Origin of the sequence: Marinomonas posidonica (assembly GCF_043643765.1) — a bacterium.
In the GTDB taxonomy this organism is placed as follows: Bacteria; Pseudomonadota; Gammaproteobacteria; order Pseudomonadales; family Marinomonadaceae; genus Marinomonas; species Marinomonas posidonica_A.
Genome location: NZ_JBHZSP010000001.1, coordinates 319,940 through 345,476, shown reverse-complemented (window position 1 = coordinate 345,476; position 25,537 = coordinate 319,940). Strand labels below are relative to the sequence as shown.

Genomic DNA, 25,537 nt, shown 5'->3' with positions numbered 1-25,537 from the left:
AAAGCACATGACTAAAATTTTAAGGAAAAACAGGTAAAATGAGGCTTAACAGAGGCGAAAGAAGCAACGTCAAATGTGTTTTGAACACAAATTAGTAGAGAAGCGCAAAAATTGTGCGCTATTTTTAGGAGGAATATTATCAGCGCACTGAAAAGTGACGCTTTGCTTTCAAAGCCAAAGCAAGACGATCTCGAGTATCTGTTTTTTTGAAAACAGAGGTTAGGTGCGCTTTCACGGTTCTCTCAGTAATGGCCATCTCAGTGGCCACCTGCTTATTCGAAAGCCCTTCTGCCACATAACGCACTACGTCCATTTCACGCTCAGACAAACCGTCCATTTCCAGAGAAGGTGAATCGACTTGTTCCGCTGATTGACTAATTAATTGTTGTATAAAGGCTTTGCCACCCCAAATCTCCCCCGAATCAATGACTGAAAGCACCAAAGATAACTGTTCTTCCCCTATATAAGGCGCACATTGACCATTCACACCAATTGAGAATAAACGTAACGCGGCTTGCTGGCTAGCTTGGTTTGGAAACACCAACATACTTTGAGTTAAAAACTCTGACTTTAACGTCGCAACCTCTTCGACTTGACTCGAAAACGAATCATCCGCTAAGTACACAAAACAATATTGAAATGCTTGTTGAGACTCAATCAACGCACGACGAGACGCCGCTAAGCTGTCAACTCGAACAAGCTCTGCTCCCTGCGGGACAACTTTTAACCAATGCTCCCAAACAGCATCGTCTGTATTCCAACACAAAATTTTCAAAATCAATCTCGTTCAGTTTATTTGGCTGTAATCATTGTATCTAGCTTACAAGATATGGTTGTTAACATTTGTTATCACAATGATATGAAAGCTAAATTTTTTGTAATTATCGCTCTCGCAGCGCATTCTGTTTGGCTTTCAGAATTGGTTTCAACAAATAATCTAACAAGGTCTTTTTCCCTGTAATAATGTCCACACTGGATTGCATACCTGGAATAATTGGCAAAGGCGCTTCCTTCGTCCCTAAAAAGTTTCTATCTGTTCTGACTCGTACTAGGTAAAAACTATTGCCCTCTTCATCCAGAATGGTATCCGCACTAATATTTTCCACCGTGCCATCCAAGCCACCAAAAATAGCAAAATCATAGGCAGACAGTTTCACCACAGCAGGTAAATCAGGTTGAATAAAACCAATATTTTCAGGGCGAACCTTAGCTTCGATCAACAAGGAGTCTTCAATCGGCACGATTTCCATCATATTCATGCCCGGCTTAATTACCCCACCCACCGTATTAATTTGAATCTGTTTAACAATACCCTTTACCGGTGAACGTACTTGCGTTCTAGAGACCTTATCTTCTAAAGACACACTCGCTTCGCGAATCTGATCCAACTTACTACGAACATTGGTTAACTCTTCTTGTGCATCCGCACGAAACTTCGCCACGCTTTCTTCCAATTTGCTTTGCGCCTCTTTGAGCGCAGAACGAGCACGAGGAATGGCTAACTGAGTCGCTTCTAGATCCCCCTGTAATTGGTTCACTTCTCGTTCTAATTGGAGCAGTTCGACTCGCGATACGGCACCCTGCTCAAAGGCAGGACGGGTTAGCGCTAACTCTTCTTTTGAAAATTCATAGCTCTGCTTGAGGTTATCCAGCTTCGCCTGCATTTCCACAATTTCTTGTCTTTTTTGCTCAATCTGCTGCTGAAAACCCACTTGATTGGTACGCAGCGATTCTAGACGGTTGCTGTATAGATCCATCTCACGGTTGACTACAGACGGGTAATCGTTTCGTAATTCCTCGTCAAATACCGGTGGTCTGCCATAGGATTCACCTTGTAAACGCGCGGCTCTAGCCTGTAAGTTAATGAACTCAGCTTGCTGCTCTCGCAAGGAGGACAAGGCTTCGGTATTCTCAATGGTCATCAAGATCTGGCCTGCATTGACTACCTGACCTACTTTGGCGTTAATTTCTTTTAAAATACCACCTTCCAAGTTCTGAATTTGTTGAACCTGGCTAGATGGGATGACTTTGCCTTCACCAACCGTCACTTCATCTAACGAGGTATAATAGGCCCAGACCAATGCTGACATGATAAAGATAAAAATGACCCATAAAATGATGCGACCACCTCTTGGTGTCTTTAACATCAAGGCAGCATTTCGATCTGACAAATACCCCAAATCACTTTGTGAGACAGTACGCTTACTCATATCAACTCACCTTCAACTTACCTTGACGGAGCGCTTCGTGAACTTGCGCTTTCGGACCATCTGCGATTAAACGACCATTATCCATAACGATGATACGGTCCACCATGTCAAGCATCGACGCTTTGTGTGTAATTAGAATCAAGGTCTTATCTTTTAACCCGTCCATCAAACGTCTCTTCATGCGTGCTTCAGTGGTGTTATCCATTGAGGCCGTCGGTTCATCCAAGATCAAAACAGGTGGATCAAATAACAGAGCCCTCGCAATCGCAATACTTTGACGCTGACCACCAGACAATAATGCACCACGCTCCCCTACCAAACTGTCTAAACCATTTGAGCGACGATTCGCAAATTCAGACACACCAGATAATTCAGCAGCACGAATGATCGCGTCGTCTTCCATGTAAGGTGCGCCCATGACAATATTATCTTTGATCGAACCATAGAATAGGTTGACGTCTTGCGACACCGAACCCACATTACGACGTAAATCCGTAGGGTTTATCTGTCTAAGGTCTACACCGTCGACACGAATCGCTCCGCTGCTCGGTGTGTACAGACCCGTCATCATCTTACCCAGTGTCGATTTACCGGACCCAATACGTCCAATAATCGCTACTTTTTCCCCTTGTCTGATATTAATATTAATATCGGTCACGGCAGCCTGATCTTGGTCAGGATAAGAGAAATTGACCGCATCAAATTGAAACTCACCTTTGAATACAGGGCGATGTACAAACTTAGTGTCTTCAGGGTTTTCTACTGGTGACGACATGATCTCATTTAATGAGGCAAATGCTGATCTCGCCTGATTATAACGGGTTGCTAAACTGGCAACTTGCGTCATAGGACCAAGAGCACGCCCTGTTAGCATAACGGATGCGACTAGCGCTCCCATGCTCATTAAACCCTCTGAAATTTGGTACACACCAACGATCACGATCACCACGGTGGTCAGTTGCTGTGCCACCATGGCAAACGACGAAGTGGACTGAGACAGTTGACGTGTCTTCACCCCCCAGTCAGCGATATTACCAACCGCGTTTTCCCATTGTTTTTGTAAAACACCTTCCGCGTTATTTAATTTCACACTCTCAGCATTATATAAACTCTCAATCAACACAGCGTTTTTCTGCGATGCGGTTTTCTGGCTCTCTTCGATAGAACGTTTAAGGGGTATTTGGATGATGATGCTGTAGATCAAAATCAACGCAATCGTAATAATCGGAATGTAGCCGACTGGGCCACCAATTAGCCAAATCACCCCAACGATTAAAAACATAAATGGAATATCTACTAACGTGGTAATAGAGGCAGAAGTGATAAAATCACGGATACTTTCAAATTCTTGTAAATTCTTCGCAAACGCCCCCACCGATTTCGGCCGAGACGCCATGGTGATGTTGTTCACTTTAGAAAAGATCGAAGCGGATATGAGAATGTCCGATTTCTTTCCTGCGATGTCGATAAAATACGCTCTGAGCATGCGTAATAAAAAATCAAAAAGGTACACGGCGGCGGCACCAATAGCCAATACCCACAAAGTATCAAACGCATTATTCGGCACCACTCGATCGTATACATTCATCACGAACAAAGGGCTAGCAACCGCAAACATATTGATTAAAAGTGAGGCGATAAACACATCACGATAAATCCGCCAAGAGCCAAGCACAGTTCCCCAAAACCAATGGCCTTTTTTCTGCTTGGCTTCATCAGACTTCTGTGCACGTTTATCAAATTGATAAACAGGTTTAACAAAAAAACAGTATCCCGTGTAAGCCGCTTCTAATTCGGCTATTGGCAAAGTAATTTCACCTTCACCAGATTCAGAACGTAAAATTTTCGCCGTACCTTTTGCATCATTAATGTCCAATAACACGCACGCCTGTTGATCGTCTAATAAGAGAACGGTCGGTAACACCATGTGAGGAATTTTAGACAACTTTCGTTTCACAAAGCGTGAACTTATTCCAATTCGTTTCGATGCCCGCAGAAACAATTCAGGTGTCATTAAATCATCAGTAATCGGCAAACCTGCCGCGATGGCGTCGGAGGTGTATGGGTTATTAAAATAACGACTTAATAGCACCAAGCAATCTAATAAAGGGTTAGGATATTCTAAGGTCGTGGCGTTAGCTTGCCATTGTGGTTTCTGGTTATCCATATCCGTTTCATCTACTGTCGTATTCTCTGTCACAGTAGAATCAGAGTGATCTGTTGTCATATCGTCCGAATGGTGCGGCTCTTCTTGATGGGACGATGAAGAGTTCTGTTCTGAACGGTCCGAGCCAGACATACTCTAATTCTCCTAAGTAAACGAAAAAAACAATTTAAAACCAACAGGATGTAAGTTTTAGACTAGAATAGTAGTTCTCAGCTAAGATGGGAAGTTATCAAAACACTCCACTACAAATTGATACAAACACGGGACACTAATATGCTCTACGCAAAGCTTAACGAAGACGGTGACATCATAGATGTTGCGACCTCTCAATCAGAGGAATACGGCCTATTAGTGGCTCCGAATGAACCCTCTGTTGCCAAAATTTTAGAGAAAAAATTTACCGCTAACGATAACAAAAATACGCAAGAAATGTTGACGAATTCTGATAGCGACATGATGCGTGTATTAGAGGATTTGATTGATCTTCTTTCAGAGAAACGAATCATTCAGTTCACCGAGCTCCCCACCGCTGCTCAAAAGAAACTGTTGAGTCGTAAATGGGTTCGTGGCGTTCACAACAGTCAAGACGAAGACTTAATTTCAGATCGTGATAGCTTGACCGATCCAGATGGTGATTCATTCATTTAATCACCATCCAGCTTCCCCTACCCTTATAGCGATAACCTCATCGCCTAACAACAAGCTGGGTGAGAACCTGCCAAAAATAACACTGACATCTAGCTTGGTGTTTAGCGTTCAGTCCTTACATTGGCTCAGCACGACCCAATGCAAAACCTTGACCACCCAATACATCAAATCGCTGTAATGCGTTAAGTTGCTTTTCACTCTCAATGCCGGTGGCAATCACTTCAATGTTCAAGCTATTAAACATTTTACATAAGCTGTGTAAGAAGAAAGACTCGGATTCTTTGCCTGCCGCCATTCGCGTATATGAGGAATCAACTTTCACATAATTTGGCATCAATGCTTTTAAATATTGAAAAGCAGAAAATTGCTTCCCAACATTATCAATCCCAAATACGATAGAGCGTTTCTTCAGAATCTTAGCCAAGACCTGCGCCCCTTCCTCATCAGCAATCACACTTTGCTCTGACATTTCGAAAATCAACAAAGCGCGTGCGGCATCATCAAGCTGTGACAAGGTTTTATCCAGCCAAGCCGCGAATGCTTCATCATGGAAAGAAGAGCCAGACAGGTTAACGGTTAATGGCTTAGCAACTTTTTTACCACTGATCACGTCCAATACCTTGTTGATAATGACCTGATCAATTTGCGCCGTGAGATGATATTGCTCCGCTAAGCCAATAAAGAAGCCTGCATGAAAGTCTTTACCTGCATAACTCAAGCCCATAAACACTTCTTCATGCAAAATCTTGTCCTGCTCAGCCAATTCATATACGGCTTGTTTCTTCAAACTAAAGGCATTATTTGCAATGGTACTTTCAAGGATTCCTTTCCATTCAGAACGATTAATTGACAAGGCTTGCTTAGTATTCAAGTCATACACGGTAACTAAGTTTTCCCCTGCTCGCTTCGCTTCACGAAGCGCCGCGTCGGCCTGAGCCATTGCGCTGCCTTTACTGACCTGGCCATCAATGGTGACAGCGCCAACATTACCAACATAGGAAGAATAACTAATGTCCGCCTGACTCAATTCTAAGAGCTCCGTCATAAGCGCTTCCACCAGCTGTTTAAGCTGCTCATGGTCAAAGTTAGGTACCAACAAAACAAAATCAGCACCGGATAAACGCGCCAGCGTGGCAAAAGACGAAATAGCCGCCACTTTCTTCTGTAGAATATCCGCCGCCGCCTGAATAAACATATCCGCTGACTCGTAGCCTCGCTCGTTATTCAATTTACCTAAATCGGCCAAGCCTATCAGTGCCAAGCCATCAATGCCTCTTTCCGGCTCAGCAAAATGTGACTTCATCTGGCTTTCAAAAAAGTGGCGATTACCTAAACCACTCACAGGATCTTTAAAGGCTTTAGCTTGTAACCATTGTGCCGTTTCTACCTCGGCCGCAAATTCCTTTTCCAATTTTTCCGCCATGCGATTCATCGACAACACGACCGACTTAAGTTCTCGTGTCTTTGGCACATTCTTCATCTTCATGAAACGGCGCTGTTGAATAGCTTCGGCCTGCTTTTCCAACTCAGCCAAAGGTTTGAACAAATACCTCAATGCTATGCTGCCCAGCACCAAAGTGACCGTACCGATAATGAAAAATGACAATAAAATATGGCGTGAAGCCAGCCACAACTGCTGATAACCGTAACCAGCACTGCCGGTTACATACACTTGACCTAACTCATTCCAACCACTAGAAATAACAGCTTTAGCGATAGGCACTTTAAAATCGATTAAATGAATAAACCAGCTAGGCACGCCTTCAATTTTAGTTTCATTTTGTCGTACGAGATCTTTTTCTGTCGCATAAACGTGGATTTTCACTTCGGAGAAATAACCACTGTCGAATACCGCATTCATGCTACTTTCGACAGAAGCATAATCTTCCAACGCCATAAAATCAGACACAGACATACTCAAGGAAGTCGCCGTATCTTGAGTCGTCGATTCCAACTGACCAATCAGATAGCCCTTTGTGGTATCAAAGTTGATCCCCATAACCACGGCCAGCATGACTGAAAAAATGGCTACAATGGTTAACATCAATTGGCGGAACAGCGTCATCCTAGTTCTCCTAATTTGAAATCGTATTTAAACGATCATTTAAATCTGTCCACAAGCTTAGGCGCGAGGAGCCCCCAACCAAGACACCACGCCCTTTCTCTTTGGAAAGCCAAAGATTCTCAGCATTAAACGAATATATAGGCAACAAGTCGTTGCGTTTTGACGCGGGCTTCAATTCTTTATCTAAATTATCCAACAACACAGGAATAGAAGTAGGCTTGTGATAATACGCCAACACCATATGATGCTGATTTAAACGTAACGCCTTGACGTATACCAAACGCAGTTTATCATCCACGACCCCAAGCTCACGCAAGGTAAAATATTTTGCAATGGTGAAGTCTTCGCAGTCTCCTGCTCGCATCCCTAAAAATTCAATAGGGGTCGCCCAGTAATCATCCTTACCCCACAAATCAATATCATCAACGAAATCCATTTGATTGAAGAAATTATTTACCTTAGCCAGCTTATCAACAATCGGTAAATCTTTTGATTCATCAATTAAGCGTCGCCAAGCTAGAACCCGCTTTTCGGCATCAGCCCCATAGACCTCGCCAGCTTGTTTCGCAAGCTTGCGATATTTATCCGATATTTCAGCGTAAACATAAAAAGAAGAAATGATACATACGAGCAAAAGCAAGCCGAATAAAAGCTTGCGATTAAACACTCGACCAGGCCAAAGACGATATCGGCCTGTTTGGCGTGAACTATTTTTTAGACTGAGACTTAGCATCAAAAGCGGCTAATTGCTCGGCCGTGGCCTTTGGTTGATGTTTCACCTTCCAAGCCTCATAGGGTTCACCGTACACATATTCACGCGCTTCATCATAACTTACTTCAACACCTTGATTTTCAGCTTCTGCCATATACCACTTACTCAAACAGTTTCGACAAAAACCTGCAAGATTCATTAAGTCTATATTTTGTACTGTTTTGTTGTCATCTAGGTGTTTTAACAAACGACGTAACACCGCCGCTTCAATTTCAGTTTGCTTATCCACGATTTATTTCTCACCTCATTTCAAATTGACTGCCCACCACCTAAAGGTGTTGGTGCTGCTTTGGTTGTCGGCGCCATTGCCAAGCCTGAGCCTGTTGCATAAAATCACGCAAACCTTGCATGTCTTCGGCACACAGTTGTTCAATGCAATAAGCACACGCTTCTAAGGTTGATAGAGCCTGATCATTTGGTGACTTTCTAATGGCATAGGCCCCAACGGGTGGTTGCTCAAACGACAACCTTTTAAAACCGTGCAGAAGCGGTTCACTAAGCAGTAACTTCTTTGCTTTTCGCCAAGTGGCATCAAGCAAAATAACCCCTTCTATTTGGCTTTTTTGATCCTCAGTAACTGACTCAACAGGTGTCGCCCCCTGACTGGGAAACAACAGACGCCAAGTGTTGACATCTAAGTGTGACAAACACGACACATCATCACTATCAATACACTCTACTGATGGCAAAGCCAGACGCAATAACGTGACTGTGTTTTTTGCGTGTGATGCCTCTTTACGATCTTGTACAACCAAAACCTTCAAGCGACTTGTCAATAATGGTATCCAGGCGCAAACACATTGTGACTGTAAGAAACCACAGGCATCACACTGAGGACGTTTATTCGACGTCATCGACGTAGCTCCCATAGCTTAACATGAGCAGCCAAACACTAAGATAGCTTCGCCAAATAAGCTCGCACGACCTGGTCCCAGCCAAGGTCTAATGCCTCTGCAGTCAAAGCATGCCCAATTGACACTTCAGCAATATGACCCGGCGCGCACAAGGCTTCAACGTTATTCAGATCCAAATCGTGGCCCGCGTTCACCCCCAAACCGGCCATCACAGCCGCTTGCGCCGCCTGCTGATATTGAGCCAGCACCGCCTCCGCGCCTTCTTTGCCATAGGCATTAGCGTAGGCTTCGGTATACAACTCAACCCGGTCAGCCCCTATGTCTTTCGCCAGTTGCATGTTTTCTGCTACCGGGTCCATAAACAGCACAACTCGAATGCCTTTCTGCTTGAGTTTTGCAATCACAGGACGCAAAGCATCTTGATCACGAGCCAGATTCCAACCATGGTCTGAGGTTAATTGATTTGGATCATCCGGTACCAATGTGCATTGATGTGGCACCACTTCCTGAACCACTTCTAAGAATTTGGCATCGGGAAAGCCTTCTATATTCAACTCTGCAGATGGAAAACGTTTTAACAAATCTTTTAGATCATAAGCATCTTGATACGTTGCATGACGCTGATCTGGTCGTGGATGAATGGTGACACCAAAGGCACCTAACATTAGGGTACGTTCTGCCATTTCAACCATGTTCGGATAGTTGCGCCCACGGGAATTACGTAATAGACCAATTTTGTTCAGGTTAACGCTTAAATGTGTCATGCCATGTCTCTCGATTCGATCATTTTCGCGCATTATAAAACAAACTCTTCTTTCTCAATACTAAATCTCCTTAACTTCTGCCAAATCTACCATTCAGCTTATGATAAACTTGCCCAATAAAGAGGCCACCAGCAGCAAGCGCACAGGCTTTGTTATAGCTCAAAAATAGGACACTCCTTAATGCATTACGAACGCTTTGAAGACATTTATCAGCGTGCCGCCCAACGACATGGTGGCGAACGCGCCCTCGAACAGAGATTGTCTCGCCCCTTGGCTAGTAACGAATTAAAGAATCATACGGATGACCGCTGGTTATCTGCCTTTAGTCAGAAAGTCTTTCAATCTGGCATTAGCTGGCAAGTCGTACGCAATAAATGGCCAAATTTTGAAGAGGTGTTTTTCCATTTTGATATTGAAAAGATGCTTCTGATTCATGATGAAATGTGGGAAGAAAAAGCCAAGGATCAGCGCATCATCCGGCATTTAGGAAAAGTCATGACGATTCGTCAAAATGCTTTAATGATTCATGACAGCCAACAGAAGCACACTTCTTTTAGTCACTTTATTGCCGATTGGCCTAGCGATAACATTATTGGTTTGTGGCGACACCTTAAAAAGCACGGAGCTCGTTTAGGTGGCAATACTGGTCCCTATACCTTACGAGCAATGGGTAAAGACACTTTTTTGCTTACCAAAGACGTAGAAGGCTATCTTCGCCATCATCAAATCATCACCACAGGAAAAGACACGCAATCGGCTTGGCAAGCCGCTCAGGACGCTTTTAACCACTGGCAGCAGCAAAGCGGACGATCCTATACAGAGATCAGCCAATGCCTCGCCCTAAGCATTTACTAACACGTTTACATTCAGGAGAACTCATGGCCGATCTTCGTATCGACATTATTTCAGACATCGTTTGCCCTTGGTGTTACCTAGGCTATTCCCGTTTAAAACAAGCCATCGATCAGCTTGGTGAAGATTACAAAATTGATATCCGTTGGCAGCCATTCGAATTGCACCCCGATATGCCATTATCCGGCGCAGATCGAGAAAGCTACTTAGGATCAAAATTTGGTAGTCAGGAAAAACTCAATGAAGTGAGCCACGCATTACAACATGTGGGGAAAGAGGCTGGGATTGAATTTAACTTTACTGAGAAAGACCAGATCCCTAACACCAAACTAACGCATCAGTTTGTCCTTGCGGCCAGCAAAGCAGGTCTGGCCACTCCTTATGTGCTTGCGCTGTTCCATGCTTACTTCACTCATGGCGAGAACATAGGACAGCAAGCCGTACTGGAAAAAATCGCTCTAGCGTCGGGTTTAAAAGACACCGACCTTGCTTATGCTATTAGCGATGAAGCCAAAACCTTAACGGAAAAAAAGCTCAAGCATTTGCGCAGCATGGACATCCAATCAGTGCCAACTTATGTCATCAATGATAAATACATGATACACGGTGCACATGACCCAGAATCCTTCTTAAAAGTACTCAACGACATTGCAGAAAAAGAGCACTAAAGCGGTCTTATCTGCATAAAAAATGGGAGGCAATCGGCCTCCCATTTTTTTCACTTCAAAAAAACTATCAATACTCTCAAGTTAATAAGAATTTTAATGTTGATAATCATTCACATTAAAAATAAAATCAAAACATATAAACACTAATGAGAGTAATTTTCATTCATGTACGTATGTATTTGTAACAAAGTCTCAGACAAAGACATCAAAGCTTCAATACAAGATGGCGCGACTACCATGCGTGCCCTGTACAAAGAGCACAGCATTGGTAGTCAATGTGGCAAGTGCTGCCAGTGCGCGAAACAAGTACTGAACCAAGAACTCATCAAAATAGCCGATAGCCAATTTCAAGTTGCTTGATGCTACTTTGTTTTATTACATTTGAGACTGTAGATAGTTTTCAATTCCTGAAGTTTTAATCAATTGTTGCTGCGTTTCCAGCCAATCAATCTGCTCTTCTTGCTCTTCCAGAATATTTTCCAAGGTATCACGGCTCATAAAATCAAGCTTTTGCTCACATAATTCAATGGCAGATTTCACTACACCAACCGTACCCAACTCAAATTCTAGATTCGCGGAAATCATTTCTTCGCTGTTTTCACCAATGCGAAGTCGACCTAAGTCTTGAAGGTTAGGCAAACCTTCTAAAAATAAAATACGCTCAATCAAACGATCCGCGTTTTTCATTTTTTGGATTGAGGTTTTGTAATCGGCTTTATCCAAAGCTGAAAAACCAAAGTCCTTAAACATACGAGCGTGAAGGAAATATTGGTTAATTCCTACTAACTCGTTCGCCAACACCTTATTTAAACTAGCAACAACGTCGCGATCACCTTTCATAGCCTGCTCCTAGTTACCCATCTGAGATTGGTAGTAGTTCTGCATGCCAATCTTATCCATTAGGCCAAGCTGCTGCTCCAACCAATAAACATGATCTTCTTCGGTATCAAACAGAAGCTTTTCTAGTGTCTCGCGAGTTTGATAGTCGCCTTCTTCTTCACAGATTTTAATCGCACCACGGACACTGCTAACCACTTCTAGCTCAAGTGTTAGATCATTCTGCATCATTGAACGAACATCGGACCCAACCAAAAGATCACGTCGTTTCGTCATGCAAGGTACACCTTCCAAGAACAAAATACGCTTAATTAGCCAATCTGAGTGCTGAGTTTCTTCTTCCATTTCGTGATTCAAACGCTCATAAAGCTTGTTTAAACCCCAATCATCGTACATGCGAGAGTGAATGAAGTACTGATCAATTGCGGCCAGTTCATTAGCCAACAATGCATTCAGACTATCAATTACTTTCTGACTGCCTTTCATATTTCTCTCCTCACAAGTGACATTACTTAAACATTCAGTAACGCCGAGTTAACACCTTATCATTAGGTTGTGACCTAGGTGTTATTCAGTCACAACCAACTTCTTACCCTTAGAACAAATCTGCATCAGGGGTGGCCACAGTCGAAGTCACTTTGCCTTCGCCTACTTTCACTTCCAGACCATCAATTCGTTGGAAACCTCTTGGTAACTTCAAGCCACGACGGCCACGCTCTCCCATGTATTCTTGTAAGTCTTTTTCGGTAAAGTTCATAAAACGTTTACCAGACAAAGCCAGCAACAAATCCTCGGGTTGAACACATGCCATCGCCACGACCAGCTCTTCGCCCTGCGCTGCACGAGCACTTGGGATGCTAATCATCTTGTTGCCTTTACCTTTTGCCATCTGTGGCAATGAAGCAACGTCAAAGACTAACATTCTCCCCTCATTAGATATTGCAACAACGCGTCCCGTTTCTGTACTCGATACCACCACAGGAGACAAAACTTTAGCCCCTATGGGCAAGCTCAGAGTCGCCTTACCTGCTTTATTTTTAGCATACAAATCTTTCAATTGCGCAACAAAACCATAACCTGCATCACTGGCAACCAAATAATGCGCTTCCTCTTTGTCTAATACCGCCGCAACAATCGTCGAATCTTTCTCCAAAGAGATTCGCCCCGTAACTGGCTCCCCTTGCCCACGTGCAGACGGCAAAGTATGTGCTTTAATGGAATAGGTTCTGCCATTCGATGCAAACAAAACCAAAGTTTGATTTGAACGACCTCTGGTGCTGATCAAGAACTCATCACCAGATTTGTAGCTTAAACCTTGCACATCAATATCATGACCTTTGGCTGCGCGAATCCAACCTTGTTTTGAAATCACCACCGTAATGGGGTCATTTGACAACAGATCTTCCTCACTAAAGGCTTGCGCCTCTTTACGAGCTACAATTGGAGTACGACGATCATCACCAAACAGATCAACGGCTTCTTGTATTTCGTCAGAGATAAGCTTCTTCAACTTACGATCAGAAGACAATAAACCTTCTAACATTTTGCGCTCTTTCTCTAATTCATCCTGCTCACCCCTGATGCGAATTTCTTCCAGTTTCGCCAAATGACGCAACTTCAATTCTAAGATGGCTTCAGCTTGAATTTCACTCAAATCAAAGCGCGCCATCAACTCCATCTTTGGCTTATCTTCATTGCGGATGATTTCGATCACTTCATCGATGCTCAAATACGCGATCAACAAACCTTCTAAGATGTGAAGACGGTTAAGCACTTTGTCTAAACGAAATTGCAGACGTTTGCGCACTACGTCAATTCGGAAACGCAACCATTCAGATAAGAAATTCTTAAGGGGTTTAACCTGTGGTAAGCCATCAAGACCAATGACATTCATATTCACACGATAAGACTTTTCCAAATCCGTTGTGGCAAATAAATGCGTCATCACAGCATCGATATCAACACGGTTTGATTTAGGCACAATCACTAAACGGGTAGGGTTTTCATGATCTGATTCGTCGCGAAGATCCACCACCATTGGTAGTTTTTTGGCTTGCATCTGTGCGGCGATTTGCTCAAGAATTTTACTACCTGACACTTGATGCGGCAGTTCCGTGATGACGATTTCACCTTCTTCCATCTCAAAACGAGCGCGGGCTTTAATCTGCCCTTTGCCGGTTTCGTATAATTTAACGATGTCACTTTTTGGCGTAATGATCTCGCCACCTGTAGGGAAGTCTGGTCCTTGCACAAAATTCAGCAAATCTTCTAAATCGGCATTGGGGTTATTCAATAAGTGAATACAGGCTTCGCCCACCTCTCTCAGGTTATGTGGCGGAATGTCCGTCGCCATACCAACCGCAATCCCCGTGGTACCATTCAGTAAGAGGTTAGGCAGACGCGCTGGCAATACCGATGGCTCTTGCATCGTTCCATCAAAGTTTGGCACCCAATCTACCGTACCTTGAGACACTTCTTTGAGTAATACATCGGCGTATTTTGACAGACGTGATTCGGTATAACGCATGGCGGCAAATGACTTAGGATCATCTGGTGCGCCCCAGTTACCTTGCCCATCCACCAATGGATAACGATAGGAAAAAGGTTGTGCCATTAACACCATGGCTTCGTAACAAGCACTGTCACCGTGGGGGTGAAACTTACCCAACACATCCCCGACAGTACGAGCGGATTTTTTGTACTTAGCGGTTGCCTTAAGCCCTAGTTCGCTCATGGCGTAAATAATGCGACGTTGTACGGGTTTTAGACCGTCCCCAATATGGGGCAAAGCACGGTCTAGAATAACGTACATAGAGTAGTTCAAGTACGCTTTTTCGGTATAGTCTTTTAATGAAAGGGTTTCATTAGACTCAAAATTTGACAACTCACTCAAGGAAGCATTCCTTCTTCTATCGTTTAAATCTACAAGCTAACCGCATGGGGAAACAATATACTTTTTTCTCTGGGCACAACTATAAAGAATCTCCATAATGCACTGCAACTCCCATGGCAATATTCTAATGGTAAGGGCTATATTCTCATGCTTTAATAGAATGGTTCTAACAGAAGGTTTAAAATGGTGAGTCAAGCAAACCACAATACACTCCCTATTATCCAGCATCCTCTTTACGGTGAAAGCAAGCGCACCATTGTACACCAACAAGAGGAGCTTTTGATTGTCCATGAACACCTAAATCAAACAGCCACACCTTCGCGCCTTTATCGACCAGCTGAGCATCTTTTTTGCTTCGTCATCAAAGGGGAAATTCATCTGCAATCAGAGCAACACTCAGTGAACTTAAAACCCTATCAAGCCGTTTGGTTACCAAGCCAACAGTCTAGTGTGCTTACTTTACTGACCCCCAATGCCACTCTTTGTACCATTCGATTCACTAACATGGCATTAACAGGCCAGCATCAAACATTACAAAAAGTTTCTACAGGCACAGTAGATTCAAAATTAGAAAAGAAACACATTCAAGTATGGCCATTATGGGAAAGCAACACGGCTCGAATTTGCATTGAGAAATACCCGGCCCATTATTCCGAAGCCCTATACTATCAAAAAGCCGCCAGCCATTATGTTCTGCCTTTAAAAGGGTCTGCTTATTTGGCTAAAAAGAACGCTGTTGTCATCCCTTGCACAGAGTTTGGCCAGTTCATTCCAGCCAGAGAAGCCAGCGGCATCATCAACCCTGACGATGACCACTTGATTGCTCTGACTGTCATTGTCTCTCAACAACAAAAACTAAAAGGCCGTGTGATTGTCTTAAATCGCCCTTCTTAGGTAATGAAGATACGCATTATCGTAAAATCAAAGCTGTTAGAACATGATCCTCCCACTGACCATTAATTTTCAAATAATCTCTTGCCACCCCTTCCTTTTCAAAACCTAATGTAGCTAGCACTGCGGCACTACGCTCATTCCTAGGCATATACCCAGCTTGAATGCGATCAATCTGTTGCTCTTTTTGCATATAACGAATGCCAGACGTCAGCATTTCATTCATTAAGCCTTTACCCTGTTCACTTTCACGTAAACTGTAACCTAGCGTGCATGCCTGAAATACACCACGAACAATATTGGAGTAATTACTATAAGCCAGCATCTTCGTCTCATCAGGTGTTAGCAAACACAGAACACAGCCTTTATCCTCCAAAAAATCGCGACGCATTTCGCGCACTCTCAACTGACAGGTTTCAAGTGAATAGTAAGCCTCATTTCTTAACGGCTCCCATGGTGCCAAAAAGTGCTTTTCGGAATTAACATAATCATGCAGTAAATCGGCCTGGGACTCGTCTAAAATACGAAGCACACCACGGGGTGTCTTGATGCTAGGAAAACGAGAGGCATGTAAATCAGCATTAGCAGTTTTAAACGACATGTCCTTAGTCACAATACAAGATTTAATCGAATACTCTTGATACCAAAAATGCTCCCCTAATGACAAGACCCTACGCAACATTTCGTCTTCTTGCCATTCTTGCGCCGCCGCCTCAGTCTGCCAATAGGTAATCAGCGTATAAATCTCGCCAAAGCTAGTCTCTTCACCAAGATAACCTGACTTATCTTTTGCCATCATGAGCAGCTTTTCAATCATGATGCGATGAGTCAGATCCTCCAGCATCAATTTCACTGAAAGCACGACTGCAAAATATTTTTGATTCGCCGTGGAACTAAATACGCTCATGAAGCCTCTAACATAAGTAATGTTGGTTGTTATTTGCGGGTCTTTAATCGGATCTGAATTCGCCGTTTAACTAAAAGTCGCGAAATCCTTATTTCTGACTATAGTTAATTGGCTATGTCTAAGTATAGGTTCTTTCATGCATTCCTTGTTACTTTCAACAAGTTTAACGACTAACGATGACAACCAATATACTAGATGCACGGCTTTATTTACCTCTTCACTGACCGTGCGAATGGATGTTCTTTATTAATATTCCCCTTATATTGGTAGAGATAAGGATAGCTTGACGCCCGCCAAGTGCGGGCTTTTTTATATCTGCGCAACGTTAAAACAAAAAAGCGAAGCTAGAAGAGTCACTTCAAGCTTCGCTTTTTTAATCAGACAAACGTATTAAGAAACGCGTTCACCGTGTGCTTGTTTATCAGCATGATAAGAAGAACGTACTAGTGGTCCACAAGCCGCATGCTTGAATCCCAGCTCTTTCGCCACTTCTTCATAACGAGCAAACTCTTCTGGTGGTACAAAACGAGCCATTGGGAAATGGTGTTTAGAAGGCTGCAAATATTGACCAATGGTCAACATATCTACGTTATGAGCACGCAAGTCTTTTAGCACTTCTACGATTTCTTCAAACGTCTCACCCATACCGACCATCAAACCTGACTTGGTTGGTACATCGGGACAACGATCTTTAAAGTTTTTCAATAGATCCAATGACCATTGATAATCAGACCCTGGTCGAACTTGACGATACAGACGAGGAATAGACTCTAGATTATGATTAAACACATCTGGTGGTGCTTGCTCTAAGGTATTAATCGCCACTTCCATACGACCACGGAAGTCTGGTACCAATGTTTCAATCTCAATATTTGGACTTTCAGCACGAGTTTCACGGATACAGTCAACAAAGTGCTGTGCACCACCATCTCGAAGATCATCACGATCCACTGACGTGATCACAACGTATTTTAACTTCATATCGCGAATCGCCGCTGCTAGCTCTTTTGGTTCATCTTGACTTAAAGCATTTGGACGACCGTGCGCCACATCACAGAATGGACAACGACGTGTACAAATTTCACCCATAATCATGAAGGTAGCCGTACCATTGCTGAAACATTCACCTAAATTTGGGCAGTTTGCCTCTTCACATACGGAAGCCAATTTGTGCTCCCGTAGCGTACTCTTAATACGAGCAATTTCCGGTGAAGCTGGCATACGAACTCGAAGCCATTCTGGCTTACGAGGAATTTCTTCTGTTGGTACAATTTTAATTGGGATACGTGCCATCTTATCGGCGCCACGTAGTTTCTCCCCCTGAACAACGCGTTTGCGTTCTGCTGTCATTCTATTTCCACCCTTGTTGGATAGTCGGACTGGTATATCCGAGGTGTTCAGCCAGCTGATTGGCCAACTGAATTTTTGTATCTGATAACGACGCGCCAGTAAATAGACGCTTCATATCGACCATTTGTAGCCCCTGATAGCCACATGGATTGATGCGGTTAAACGGTGTGAGGTCCATATCGACATTCAGCGCCAACCCATGAAAAGAGCAGCCTCGTCTAACCCTTAAACCTAGTGATGCAATTTTCTTTTCATCAACATACACACCAGGCGCATCAGGCTTAGCGTAGGCCTCAATGCCATTCAACGCCAACACCTTAACGATTGAGTTTTCCAGCACAGACACAAGGTCTCTGACACCAATTCCCAACCGTTTTAGATCAATTAGAACGTATGCAACCAGCTGCCCAGGACCATGATAGGTCACTTGACCACCACGATCAGCTTGATAAACAGGAATATCACCAGGCGCTAACAAATGCTCTTCTTTCCCAGCTTGCCCCTGGGTGAAAAGAGATGGATGTTCTAACAACCAAATTTCGTCTGCATCATCCTTACTACGCACCTGGGTAAATTGCTTCATGCGCTCCCAAGTCGCTTCATACTCGACCACACCAAGGTCGCGACACACCAAGCCTAACGTCATTTACATAACCATTTTTACAGCGTTGACTGACATCAAATCAGTATGTAACGCTGACAACTGAGCTTCGCTTTGAGCTAAGATGCGAAAACTGTAGCTTACGAAACGTCCTTTACTAGAACGGTTCATACTTACGGCTTTAGGATCCATCTCTGGCGCATGCGTTTTAAAACACTCAACAATTTCCGCATGAACCCCTTCCGCGTCCATGGTCACCACTTTCACCACGTAGTTTTCACAAGGAAATTCAATTTTTGGCGCATCAGGCTGTTTACCTACCTGATCGCCGTCTTTCGTAATCAACGCCATGTCTCTACCATCGCCCAATTGAGCTTAAAATAAGTTCGCAAAGAAAAGTCTGATTTTATCAAACATACGCTTGAAGAAACCACCTTCTTCGACAGCTTCCAAGGCAACCACAGGTTGCTCAAGCAGAATATTTCCTTCTGTACCAACAATCACTTTACCTAATACGTCACCAACGGCGATTGGGGCTGTAATTTCTTCCATCATATCCAATGTTGCTGGTAACGAATCTCCCTGCTGGCGAGGAATGGTCACCAAAACGTCTTCAGCAAAACCGACTTTCACATTGGATTGACTACCGCCCCATACTTTAGCGTTATTGACAACTTGACCACGACTATACAGTTTACGAGTCTCATAGTAACGGAAGCCGTAATCTAGTAATTTTTGAGACTCGGTTGCACGAGCTTGGTCTGATTTCGTTCCCATCACAACGGTAATTAAACGTGTGCCATTGCGCACAGCAGAAGCAGCTAAACAGTAACCAGCTTCTTCAGTGTGACCTGTTTTCAAACCATCAACGGTTTTGTCACGCCATAATAATTTATTACGGTTAGGTTGTTTAATGTTGTTGTAGGTAAATTCTTTTTCCGCATACATTTTGTAGTTTTCTGGGAACTGCAAAATGGTCGCACGAGATAATTTGGCAAGATCGTGAGCACTCGAGTAATGCCCTTCCGCCGGAAAGCCTGTGGCATTAACAAAATGCGAGTTTTTCATACCCAAAAGCTGAGCGTGTTGATTCATTAGATCGGCAAACGCTGACTCACTGCCCGCCACATATTCCGCCGCTGCCACACTAGCATCGTTGCCTGACTGAATAATAATGCCACGCATCAGGTCTTCCAGAGACACTCGCGTGCCTTCACGAATAAACATGCGTGAACCTTCCATACGCCATGCTTTTTCACTAACACTGACTTGATCACTAAAAGACAAATTACCACGAGCCAATTCATATTCGATAATGTAGGCCGTCATCAACTTGGTTAGACTTGCTGGAGGTAACTCTTCGTCAGCATTATGAGATACCAATACGTCTCCCGTATAAGCATCCATTAAGATATAACTACTAGCAGACAGTTGTGGTGGAGTAGGAATCAATGAAGGAGCGGCCGAAACAGGCGTAGATACAAGGCCAAATACAATCGATAAAGTCGCGAGAAGTTTTTTCATATCAAAAAATGTCGTCTTCCAAAAAAAATGTTCGTGAATAATACTAGAGCATAGATAGAATCTCTAGCCCAAACCTAGTGACTTTAGGGCACCAAAGCCACTCTAACCGGACTTCCAAATCCACTTTCTTGCAGTTTTCCTTGCCACTTTTGTAACTCTTCTATCTCTTTATAAGGCCCAACTAAGACTTTATAAAGACCGTCCCCTTGTTTACTCACTTCCACACGAACACTTGTGTCAAAGGTTTCAAACAAGCGTCGTTTTAATGTTTCAGCCGAGGCCTCACTACTAAAGGCGCCAAGCTGCAAATGCGTAAAAACAAGGTCAGGTGTACTCGCATCCGCACCTTTCGAAACAGCAGATGCCTTGTTTGGCAAGGCTTGAGGTGTCTCTACAGGAATATCATCCGCCGCAGCGTAGCTTTCACCTTTGGCAGGTGTAATGGCTTCAATGCGCACTCTTGCCAACCCTTTCTTATGGTAATCCAGTCGTACCGCTGCCGCATAAGAAAGGTCAATTAAGCGATCGCCGTGGAATGGCCCTCGATCATTAACCCTAACAATCACCGAACGGTTATTGTCAAGATTAGTCACCTTAAGGTAAGTTGGCAGTGGTAAAGATTTATGTGCTGCGGAGAAGGCATACATGTCATATATTTCCCCATTTGAGGTTTTATGACCGTGAAATTTCTTACCATACCAAGAAGCAGTACCTTCGGCGGTATAGCCTTTAGCCGAATCCATTACCCAATATTTTTTCCCCCACACTTCATATGGATTTTTATTACCTCCGCGACTTTTGGCTTCCCATTTCGGCACTAAATCCGGCAAATGGTCCACCTTAACATCACCACTTGGGGCATGGTCCTGAAGAATACTGTAGCGACCGCCACCAGAAGCCTTATCAAAATCAATGTCATCATCATGGCCAAGCACATGACGAGTACTCATACAGCCACTTAAAAAAAGTGAGCAAATACAGATCAACAGCAGCAGTTTACCTTGCTTCATAAGCCCCAATACTTTTCGCTAATTCCAAAACTGACATGGCATAACGACGACTAGGATTGTAATCCATTACCGTGAAAAAATTTTCATACGCCAACCAGTAAGACACTTCGTCCGGTGATGTTCTTAAGCCAATCAAGCCAGTTTTATCAATGACAAACGGCTGAGTTGGCAACACATTAACAGCTGACCATTCTGTCATATTCTTACTGGGTGAACGCCCTTTATTCACGTCCTCTTCAACCGTAACTAAATCGGCCACTTGAGCGGTGACAAACCAAGGCTGATCTGTTGTCCAACCATGGTGTTTTAAATAATTCGCCACACTACCAATGGCATCCGCTTCCGAGTGCCATAAATCAATATGGCCATCTTGATCGTAATCCAGTGCTAACTTTTGGTAATTACTAGGCATGAACTGAACCATCCCCATAGCACCACTGTATGACCCTTTTGTTTCGCCGATGTTCCAGCCTTCGTCACGCGCAAGCAATAAATACGCTTCTAATTCACTTTGAAAGTAGGCTTCACGTCTTGGGTAATCAAACGCTAGTGTGGTTAAGGATGTGAACACGTCTTTCGAACCGGTAATGCGACCATAATAGGTTTCTACACCAATCAGCGCCACCACAACATACGGATCAATGCCAAACTCTTGCTCAGCCTTATCCAACCACTTGGCATTACGCTGAGCAAACTTTTGCCCTGCTTTCATACGGTCTTTGTTAACAAAGCGAGCTTTATATTGGTAATAAGGAATTAAAACTTCCGGTTGGTTGTCAGATTTTTCAATCACCTTAGGTCGACGTTTAATATGAGAAAATGCCAATTCGAGCGTTTCTCTATCGTAACCATGCTCTGACGTCATTTTCTCAATAAAAGATTGTACTGACGGGTTGCCCGCATAAGAGTCTGCCCATTCTTTAGGCTTATCCTCAAGCAAGGCGTTACTCACTCCTGAGTTAGCTGGCAAATCCTTCTGCTCAACAGCGCTGCATGCCGTTAAACCAATCGCAACAATTACCGAAGCTGCTAGCTTAATCATTATCTCGCTCTTTTATGTGTTTGAATCGACATTAAAATTCCGAAGGTCGCCATAATGGTAATGATGGAAGTACCGCCATAGCTGACTAGAGGTAAGGGTACCCCAACTACAGGCAAAATTCCTGAAACCATACCAATATTTACAAACATATAAACAAAAAATGTCAGAGTAAGACTGCCAGCCAGCAAACGGGCATAGTTATCTTCTGCCATGGCCGAGACATATAAACCTCGAGCAATAACCAACAGATACGCACAGATCAATAATCCACACCCAAGCATGCCAAATTCTTCTGCCAAAACAGCGATGATAAAATCAGTATGACTTTCTGGTAAAAAATCCAGCTGAGCTTGTGTCCCTTCCAACCAACCTTTACCGTACAAACCGCCCGAGCCGATGGCTGTTTTTGACTGAATAATATTCCATCCTGAACCAAGTGGGTCACTTTCAGGGTTTAAAAACGTCAGCACGCGTTGTTTTTGATAATCATGCATAACCTGCCACAAGATATAGCCAGCAATAGGTGCCAATGACGCGGCCCCTAAAATATAACGCCAGCCAAGTCCTGCCAAAAACAACGCAAAAATACCAGAGACCGCAACCAGCAAAGAGGTTCCCAAATCAGGTTGTTTAGCAATCAACAACACAGGCGCGACAATTAACACAATGACTGTCATAATCTGCTTAAAACTAGGTGGCAAAGCCCTATCAGAAAAATACCAAGCTACCATCATCGGCATGACAATTTTCATAATTTCAGATGGCTGAAAACGCAACCCACCAGGTAAAGATAACCAGCGCTGAGCCCCTTTTGCTCCGACCCCAAACATCAACACACCAATCAACAACAAGGTAATAAAGATGTATAAAGCTGGTGAAGCACGGCGCATGTATTTAGGCGGTAATTGCGCCAATACCAAACACACCATCAAGCCAACAGCAAAACGAAAAACTTGTCGTTCCACCATGGCAACATTTTGACCTGAAGCGGAATACAACACAAACAAACCGCCACCAATCAATAACATCAAGGAACCAATCAGCAAAATGTCGATATGAACTAACTGCCAAAGCCTAGCATTGGCAAAGGTCAGCACGCGACGATACAAACTTTCACTCATTGCCTTTCCCTTTTAAATAATCATAGTGCGGTGGGTACTTATCATAGAGGTAAGCATCGAACAGTTTTTTACTCAAATCAGCGGGTTTGGAACTACTGCCACCATTTTCAAAAATAGCAAAGACCGAAATTTTTGGTGCTTTCGCAGGCGCAAAACCAATAAATAATGCATGATCATGAAGACGCTTATCGAGTTTTTCAGAATCGTATTCTTCGTCTTCTTGAAGACTGAACACCTGTCCCGTCCCTGTTTTACCAGCGATATCATATTTGGTTCCCTGCAGTCGTCTTGCTGTTCCCAAGGAATCTGTGATGACTTTGCGCATGGCGTTTACCATTCGCTCCCAATTACCCTGATCCTTGAGAATTATGTCGTGTTCCCCTCCCAAGTCGCCTTCAAACTGAGCCGACTCGTTACCAATTTTATCCGCCATACGCGGATAAAAATAACGACCTCTACTGGCAAGAGCTGACGTAGCTGAGGCTATTTGCATTGGCGTTGCTACCATAAACCCCTGACCAATCCCTACGTTAACAGAGTCTCCCGGATACCAAGGCTCTTTATACTTAGCTTTTTTCCACTCATTAGAAGGTAACAATCCCGAGCTATCGCCATTCAAATCCAATAAGGTACTGCGACCAAAGCCAAAACGAGAAAGAAAATTGTGAATGGGGGTGATCCCCATCTTATTGGCTAACTGATAATAATAGGTATCAACTGATTCAATAATGGAGCGCTCTAAGTTAATCCAACCATGACCTGTCCGCTTCCAATCTCGGTAACGACGACCATCTGGATTAATCTGATAATATCCTTTGGCAAAATACCGCTCAGTCCAAGAAGCGAAGCCATAATCTAGGCCTGCCAGCGCCATGAAAGGCTTAATAGTTGAGGCAGGAGGATAGCCTCCACGTAACGCACGGTTAAACAAAGGCAGTTTTTTAGACTGCCTAAGTTCAGAATAATCCGCAACAGAAATCCCACGAACGAATAAATTAGGATCAAAGCCTGGTTTAGACACCAAGGCAAGAATACCACCGGTTTGAGGGTCAATTGCGACGACAGAACCTTTATAGTCCCCTAATAAGTCATAGGCATATTGCTGCAGACGAGCATCCAAATACAAATGCAGATCTTTACCTGGTACAGGAGACTGACGCTCCAATTGAGACATGATACGACCACGGGCATTTACTTCAACTTTACTAAAACCGGCTTCACCAAACAGCTCTTTCTCATAGAAACCTTCTATGCCAGTCTTCCCGATAAACAAAGCCCCCTGATAAGCTTGTTGATCAACACGTTTTAAATCATTGGCCGTAATTCGCCCCACATACCCTATTGCATGAGCAAAGGCTTCCCCATATGGATAATAGCGGGTTAACTGCGCCTCAACCTGCACACCATCCAAGCGATAGAGATCAACTGAAACACGTGCCCATTCTTCGTCCGTTAATTGGGATTTTAAGGTAATGGATTGATATGGACGACGATATTCTTTCAAGCGAGAATCAAAGTTTTCCCATTCGCTATCAGAAATATCGATGATATTGGACAGCTCTTTTCTCAACTCAGCAACATCTTCAACCCGTTCCGGTGTCACCGTCAAACTGTGAATAGGACGATTATCCGCCAGCACCAAACCATTACGATCATAGATTAAGCCACGAGGTGGCGGATCTGTCACCAGCATAACGCGGTTATCATCGGCTTTGGTTTGATACAAATCGTATTCGATGACCTGAAGGTAAAATAGGCGAGCCATCAAAATACAGACTAAGACTATGACAAAAATCGCAGCCGCAATCACCCTATGCTGGGTGAGGCGTTGTTCCTGACGATAGTTACGAAATTTCTGATGTTGACGACTCACCTACGACACCTACCTGTGATACGGATGATTATTCATTAAAGTCCAAGCTCGATATATTTGCTCAGCCAATATGATTCTCACCATAGGGTGAGGAAGGGTTAGACGAGATAGAGACCAGACTTGGTCTGCTCGTGCGGTACACCTTGAGTCCAAACCATCTGGCCCACCAACCAACAAAGAGACGTTATAGCCATCCATGCGCCATTGTCCGGTTTGGTCTGCCAACTGTTCAGTTGACCACTCTTTACCCAAAACCTCCATTGCGATGACCTTGTCGCCAGCTGGAATCGCATCCAGCATGGCATCACCTTCTTTGCGAATGGCTTTCGCTATGTCAGTATTTTTGCCTCGTGGCGACATTGGAATCTCCACGGTTTCTAACGCAAAATCTTTCGGAAGACGCTTAGCATAGTCCTCATAACCCTGGACTACCCATTTGGGCATTTTGTTTCCGACAGCAATCAATCGCACACGCATCTAACGAAGCC

At 43.6% G+C, this 25,537-nt stretch carries 26 protein-coding genes; 5 read left to right on the top strand and 21 right to left on the bottom strand.

Annotated elements, in window-relative coordinates; translation table 11 throughout:
- Nucleotides 1-139: 139 nt before the first annotated feature.
- From ACHUFM_RS01700 to ACHUFM_RS01690, 3 genes are all read right to left on the bottom strand, one after another.
- A complete protein-coding gene (locus tag ACHUFM_RS01700) occupies nucleotides 140-775 on the bottom strand; it encodes a response regulator transcription factor (RefSeq protein WP_394178947.1) in 636 nt (211 codons plus the stop codon).
- Between the two features lie 106 nt (nucleotides 776-881).
- The gene (locus ACHUFM_RS01695; protein WP_394178945.1) at nucleotides 882-2,210 is read right to left on the bottom strand and encodes an HlyD family type I secretion periplasmic adaptor subunit; all 1,329 of its coding nucleotides are present in this window, start codon (nucleotides 2,208-2,210) and stop codon (nucleotides 882-884) included.
- Nucleotide 2,211: 1 nt separating this feature from the next.
- On the bottom strand, nucleotides 2,212-4,509 hold the full coding sequence (locus ACHUFM_RS01690; protein ID WP_394178944.1) for a type I secretion system permease/ATPase: 2,298 nt from the start codon (nucleotides 4,507-4,509) through the stop codon (nucleotides 2,212-2,214).
- Between the two features lie 141 nt (nucleotides 4,510-4,650).
- On the opposite strand from ACHUFM_RS01690, the gene ACHUFM_RS01685 reads away from it, so the two are divergent.
- Complete coding sequence (locus tag ACHUFM_RS01685) at nucleotides 4,651-5,025, top strand: hypothetical protein (protein ID WP_394178942.1); 375 nt, start codon at nucleotides 4,651-4,653, stop codon at nucleotides 5,023-5,025.
- A 115-nt stretch (nucleotides 5,026-5,140) separates the two neighbouring features.
- On the opposite strand, the gene ACHUFM_RS01680 is transcribed toward ACHUFM_RS01685, so the two are convergent.
- The 5 genes from ACHUFM_RS01680 to ACHUFM_RS01660 are packed head-to-tail and all read right to left on the bottom strand — an operon-like array spanning nucleotide 5,141 to nucleotide 9,480.
- Nucleotides 5,141-7,090: a bifunctional diguanylate cyclase/phosphodiesterase gene (locus ACHUFM_RS01680; RefSeq protein WP_394178940.1), complete on the bottom strand. Its 1,950-nt coding sequence runs from the start codon at nucleotides 7,088-7,090 to the stop codon at nucleotides 5,141-5,143.
- A gap of 10 nt (nucleotides 7,091-7,100) precedes the next feature.
- On the bottom strand, nucleotides 7,101-7,823 hold the full coding sequence (locus tag ACHUFM_RS01675; RefSeq protein WP_394178938.1) for a transglutaminase-like cysteine peptidase: 723 nt from the start codon (nucleotides 7,821-7,823) through the stop codon (nucleotides 7,101-7,103).
- Nucleotides 7,798-8,091, bottom strand: a complete 294-nt coding sequence (locus tag ACHUFM_RS01670; protein ID WP_063331884.1) for a DUF1244 domain-containing protein — start codon at nucleotides 8,089-8,091, stop codon at nucleotides 7,798-7,800. Before ACHUFM_RS01670 ends, ACHUFM_RS01675 begins: the two co-directional genes overlap by 26 nt.
- Before the next feature lie 40 nt (nucleotides 8,092-8,131).
- Nucleotides 8,132-8,716 (bottom strand): tRNA-uridine aminocarboxypropyltransferase, encoded by a 585-nt coding sequence (locus ACHUFM_RS01665; RefSeq protein ID WP_394178936.1) that lies wholly within the window; start codon nucleotides 8,714-8,716, stop codon nucleotides 8,132-8,134.
- 38 nt (nucleotides 8,717-8,754) lie between these two features.
- Nucleotides 8,755-9,480, bottom strand: coding sequence for a pyridoxine 5'-phosphate synthase (locus ACHUFM_RS01660; protein ID WP_394178934.1), 726 nt, complete (start codon nucleotides 9,478-9,480; stop codon nucleotides 8,755-8,757).
- 180 nt (nucleotides 9,481-9,660) lie between these two features.
- Here ACHUFM_RS01660 and ACHUFM_RS01655 point away from each other — a divergent pair, with 180 nt between their 5' ends.
- The 3 genes from ACHUFM_RS01655 (at nucleotide 9,661) to ACHUFM_RS01645 (ending at nucleotide 11,360) form a co-directional block, all read left to right on the top strand.
- Complete coding sequence (locus ACHUFM_RS01655; protein WP_394178932.1) at nucleotides 9,661-10,335, top strand: DNA-3-methyladenine glycosylase I; 675 nt, start codon at nucleotides 9,661-9,663, stop codon at nucleotides 10,333-10,335.
- A gap of 23 nt (nucleotides 10,336-10,358) precedes the next feature.
- Nucleotides 10,359-11,000: a DsbA family oxidoreductase gene (locus ACHUFM_RS01650; RefSeq protein WP_394178930.1), complete on the top strand. Its 642-nt coding sequence runs from the start codon at nucleotides 10,359-10,361 to the stop codon at nucleotides 10,998-11,000.
- A 165-nt stretch (nucleotides 11,001-11,165) separates the two neighbouring features.
- Nucleotides 11,166-11,360: a (2Fe-2S)-binding protein gene (locus tag ACHUFM_RS01645; protein ID WP_013795758.1), complete on the top strand. Its 195-nt coding sequence runs from the start codon at nucleotides 11,166-11,168 to the stop codon at nucleotides 11,358-11,360.
- A gap of 15 nt (nucleotides 11,361-11,375) precedes the next feature.
- Here the strand turns inward: ACHUFM_RS01645 and bfr (ACHUFM_RS01640) are convergent, their stop codons facing one another.
- From bfr (ACHUFM_RS01640) to parC, 3 genes are all read right to left on the bottom strand, one after another.
- Complete coding sequence (gene bfr / locus ACHUFM_RS01640; protein WP_394178927.1) at nucleotides 11,376-11,840, bottom strand: bacterioferritin; 465 nt, start codon at nucleotides 11,838-11,840, stop codon at nucleotides 11,376-11,378.
- Between the two features lie 9 nt (nucleotides 11,841-11,849).
- Nucleotides 11,850-12,323, bottom strand: coding sequence for a bacterioferritin (bfr, locus tag ACHUFM_RS01635; RefSeq protein ID WP_063331879.1), 474 nt, complete (start codon nucleotides 12,321-12,323; stop codon nucleotides 11,850-11,852).
- Nucleotides 12,324-12,432: 109 nt separating this feature from the next.
- Nucleotides 12,433-14,730, bottom strand: a complete 2,298-nt coding sequence (gene parC / locus ACHUFM_RS01630; RefSeq protein WP_394178924.1) for a DNA topoisomerase IV subunit A — start codon at nucleotides 14,728-14,730, stop codon at nucleotides 12,433-12,435.
- Between the two features lie 183 nt (nucleotides 14,731-14,913).
- Here parC and ACHUFM_RS01625 point away from each other — a divergent pair, with 183 nt between their 5' ends.
- Nucleotides 14,914-15,624 (top strand): hypothetical protein, encoded by a 711-nt coding sequence (locus tag ACHUFM_RS01625; protein ID WP_394178922.1) that lies wholly within the window; start codon nucleotides 14,914-14,916, stop codon nucleotides 15,622-15,624.
- 16 nt (nucleotides 15,625-15,640) lie between these two features.
- On the opposite strand, the gene ACHUFM_RS01620 is transcribed toward ACHUFM_RS01625, so the two are convergent.
- The 10 genes from ACHUFM_RS01620 to rlmH all read right to left on the bottom strand — a co-directional run bounded on the left by ACHUFM_RS01620 (nucleotide 15,641) and on the right by rlmH (nucleotide 25,526).
- Nucleotides 15,641-16,528 (bottom strand): GNAT family N-acetyltransferase, encoded by an 888-nt coding sequence (locus tag ACHUFM_RS01620; RefSeq protein ID WP_394178920.1) that lies wholly within the window; start codon nucleotides 16,526-16,528, stop codon nucleotides 15,641-15,643.
- Between the two features lie 390 nt (nucleotides 16,529-16,918).
- On the bottom strand, nucleotides 16,919-17,878 hold the full coding sequence (gene lipA, locus ACHUFM_RS01615; RefSeq protein WP_394178918.1) for a lipoyl synthase: 960 nt from the start codon (nucleotides 17,876-17,878) through the stop codon (nucleotides 16,919-16,921).
- Between the two features lies 1 nt (nucleotide 17,879).
- Complete coding sequence (lipB, locus tag ACHUFM_RS01610) at nucleotides 17,880-18,524, bottom strand: lipoyl(octanoyl) transferase LipB (RefSeq protein WP_394178916.1); 645 nt, start codon at nucleotides 18,522-18,524, stop codon at nucleotides 17,880-17,882.
- Entirely contained in the window at nucleotides 18,525-18,830 is a 306-nt protein-coding gene (locus ACHUFM_RS01605) for an HP0495 family protein (protein ID WP_394178914.1), read from the bottom strand. It abuts the gene before it with no gap.
- Nucleotides 18,831-18,854: 24 nt separating this feature from the next.
- Nucleotides 18,855-20,003 carry a D-alanyl-D-alanine carboxypeptidase family protein gene (locus ACHUFM_RS01600; protein WP_394178912.1) on the bottom strand — a complete coding sequence of 383 codons (1,149 nt, stop codon included), beginning with the start codon at nucleotides 20,001-20,003 and terminating at the stop codon, nucleotides 18,855-18,857.
- Nucleotides 20,004-20,086: 83 nt separating this feature from the next.
- Nucleotides 20,087-20,953 (bottom strand): septal ring lytic transglycosylase RlpA family protein, encoded by an 867-nt coding sequence (locus tag ACHUFM_RS01595; protein ID WP_394178910.1) that lies wholly within the window; start codon nucleotides 20,951-20,953, stop codon nucleotides 20,087-20,089.
- Between the two features lie 46 nt (nucleotides 20,954-20,999).
- Nucleotides 21,000-22,055 carry a lytic murein transglycosylase B gene (gene mltB / locus ACHUFM_RS01590; protein WP_394178908.1) on the bottom strand — a complete coding sequence of 352 codons (1,056 nt, stop codon included), beginning with the start codon at nucleotides 22,053-22,055 and terminating at the stop codon, nucleotides 21,000-21,002.
- On the bottom strand, nucleotides 22,055-23,176 hold the full coding sequence (gene rodA / locus ACHUFM_RS01585; RefSeq protein WP_394178906.1) for a rod shape-determining protein RodA: 1,122 nt from the start codon (nucleotides 23,174-23,176) through the stop codon (nucleotides 22,055-22,057). Before rodA ends, mltB begins: the two co-directional genes overlap by 1 nt.
- Nucleotides 23,169-25,049, bottom strand: a complete 1,881-nt coding sequence (gene mrdA / locus ACHUFM_RS01580) for a penicillin-binding protein 2 (protein WP_394178904.1) — start codon at nucleotides 25,047-25,049, stop codon at nucleotides 23,169-23,171. The genes rodA and mrdA overlap by 8 nt, the downstream gene beginning before the upstream one ends.
- Nucleotides 25,050-25,058: 9 nt before the next feature.
- Nucleotides 25,059-25,526 (bottom strand): 23S rRNA (pseudouridine(1915)-N(3))-methyltransferase RlmH, encoded by a 468-nt coding sequence (gene rlmH / locus ACHUFM_RS01575; protein ID WP_394178902.1) that lies wholly within the window; start codon nucleotides 25,524-25,526, stop codon nucleotides 25,059-25,061.
- Between the last annotated feature and the right edge of the window lie 11 nt (nucleotides 25,527-25,537).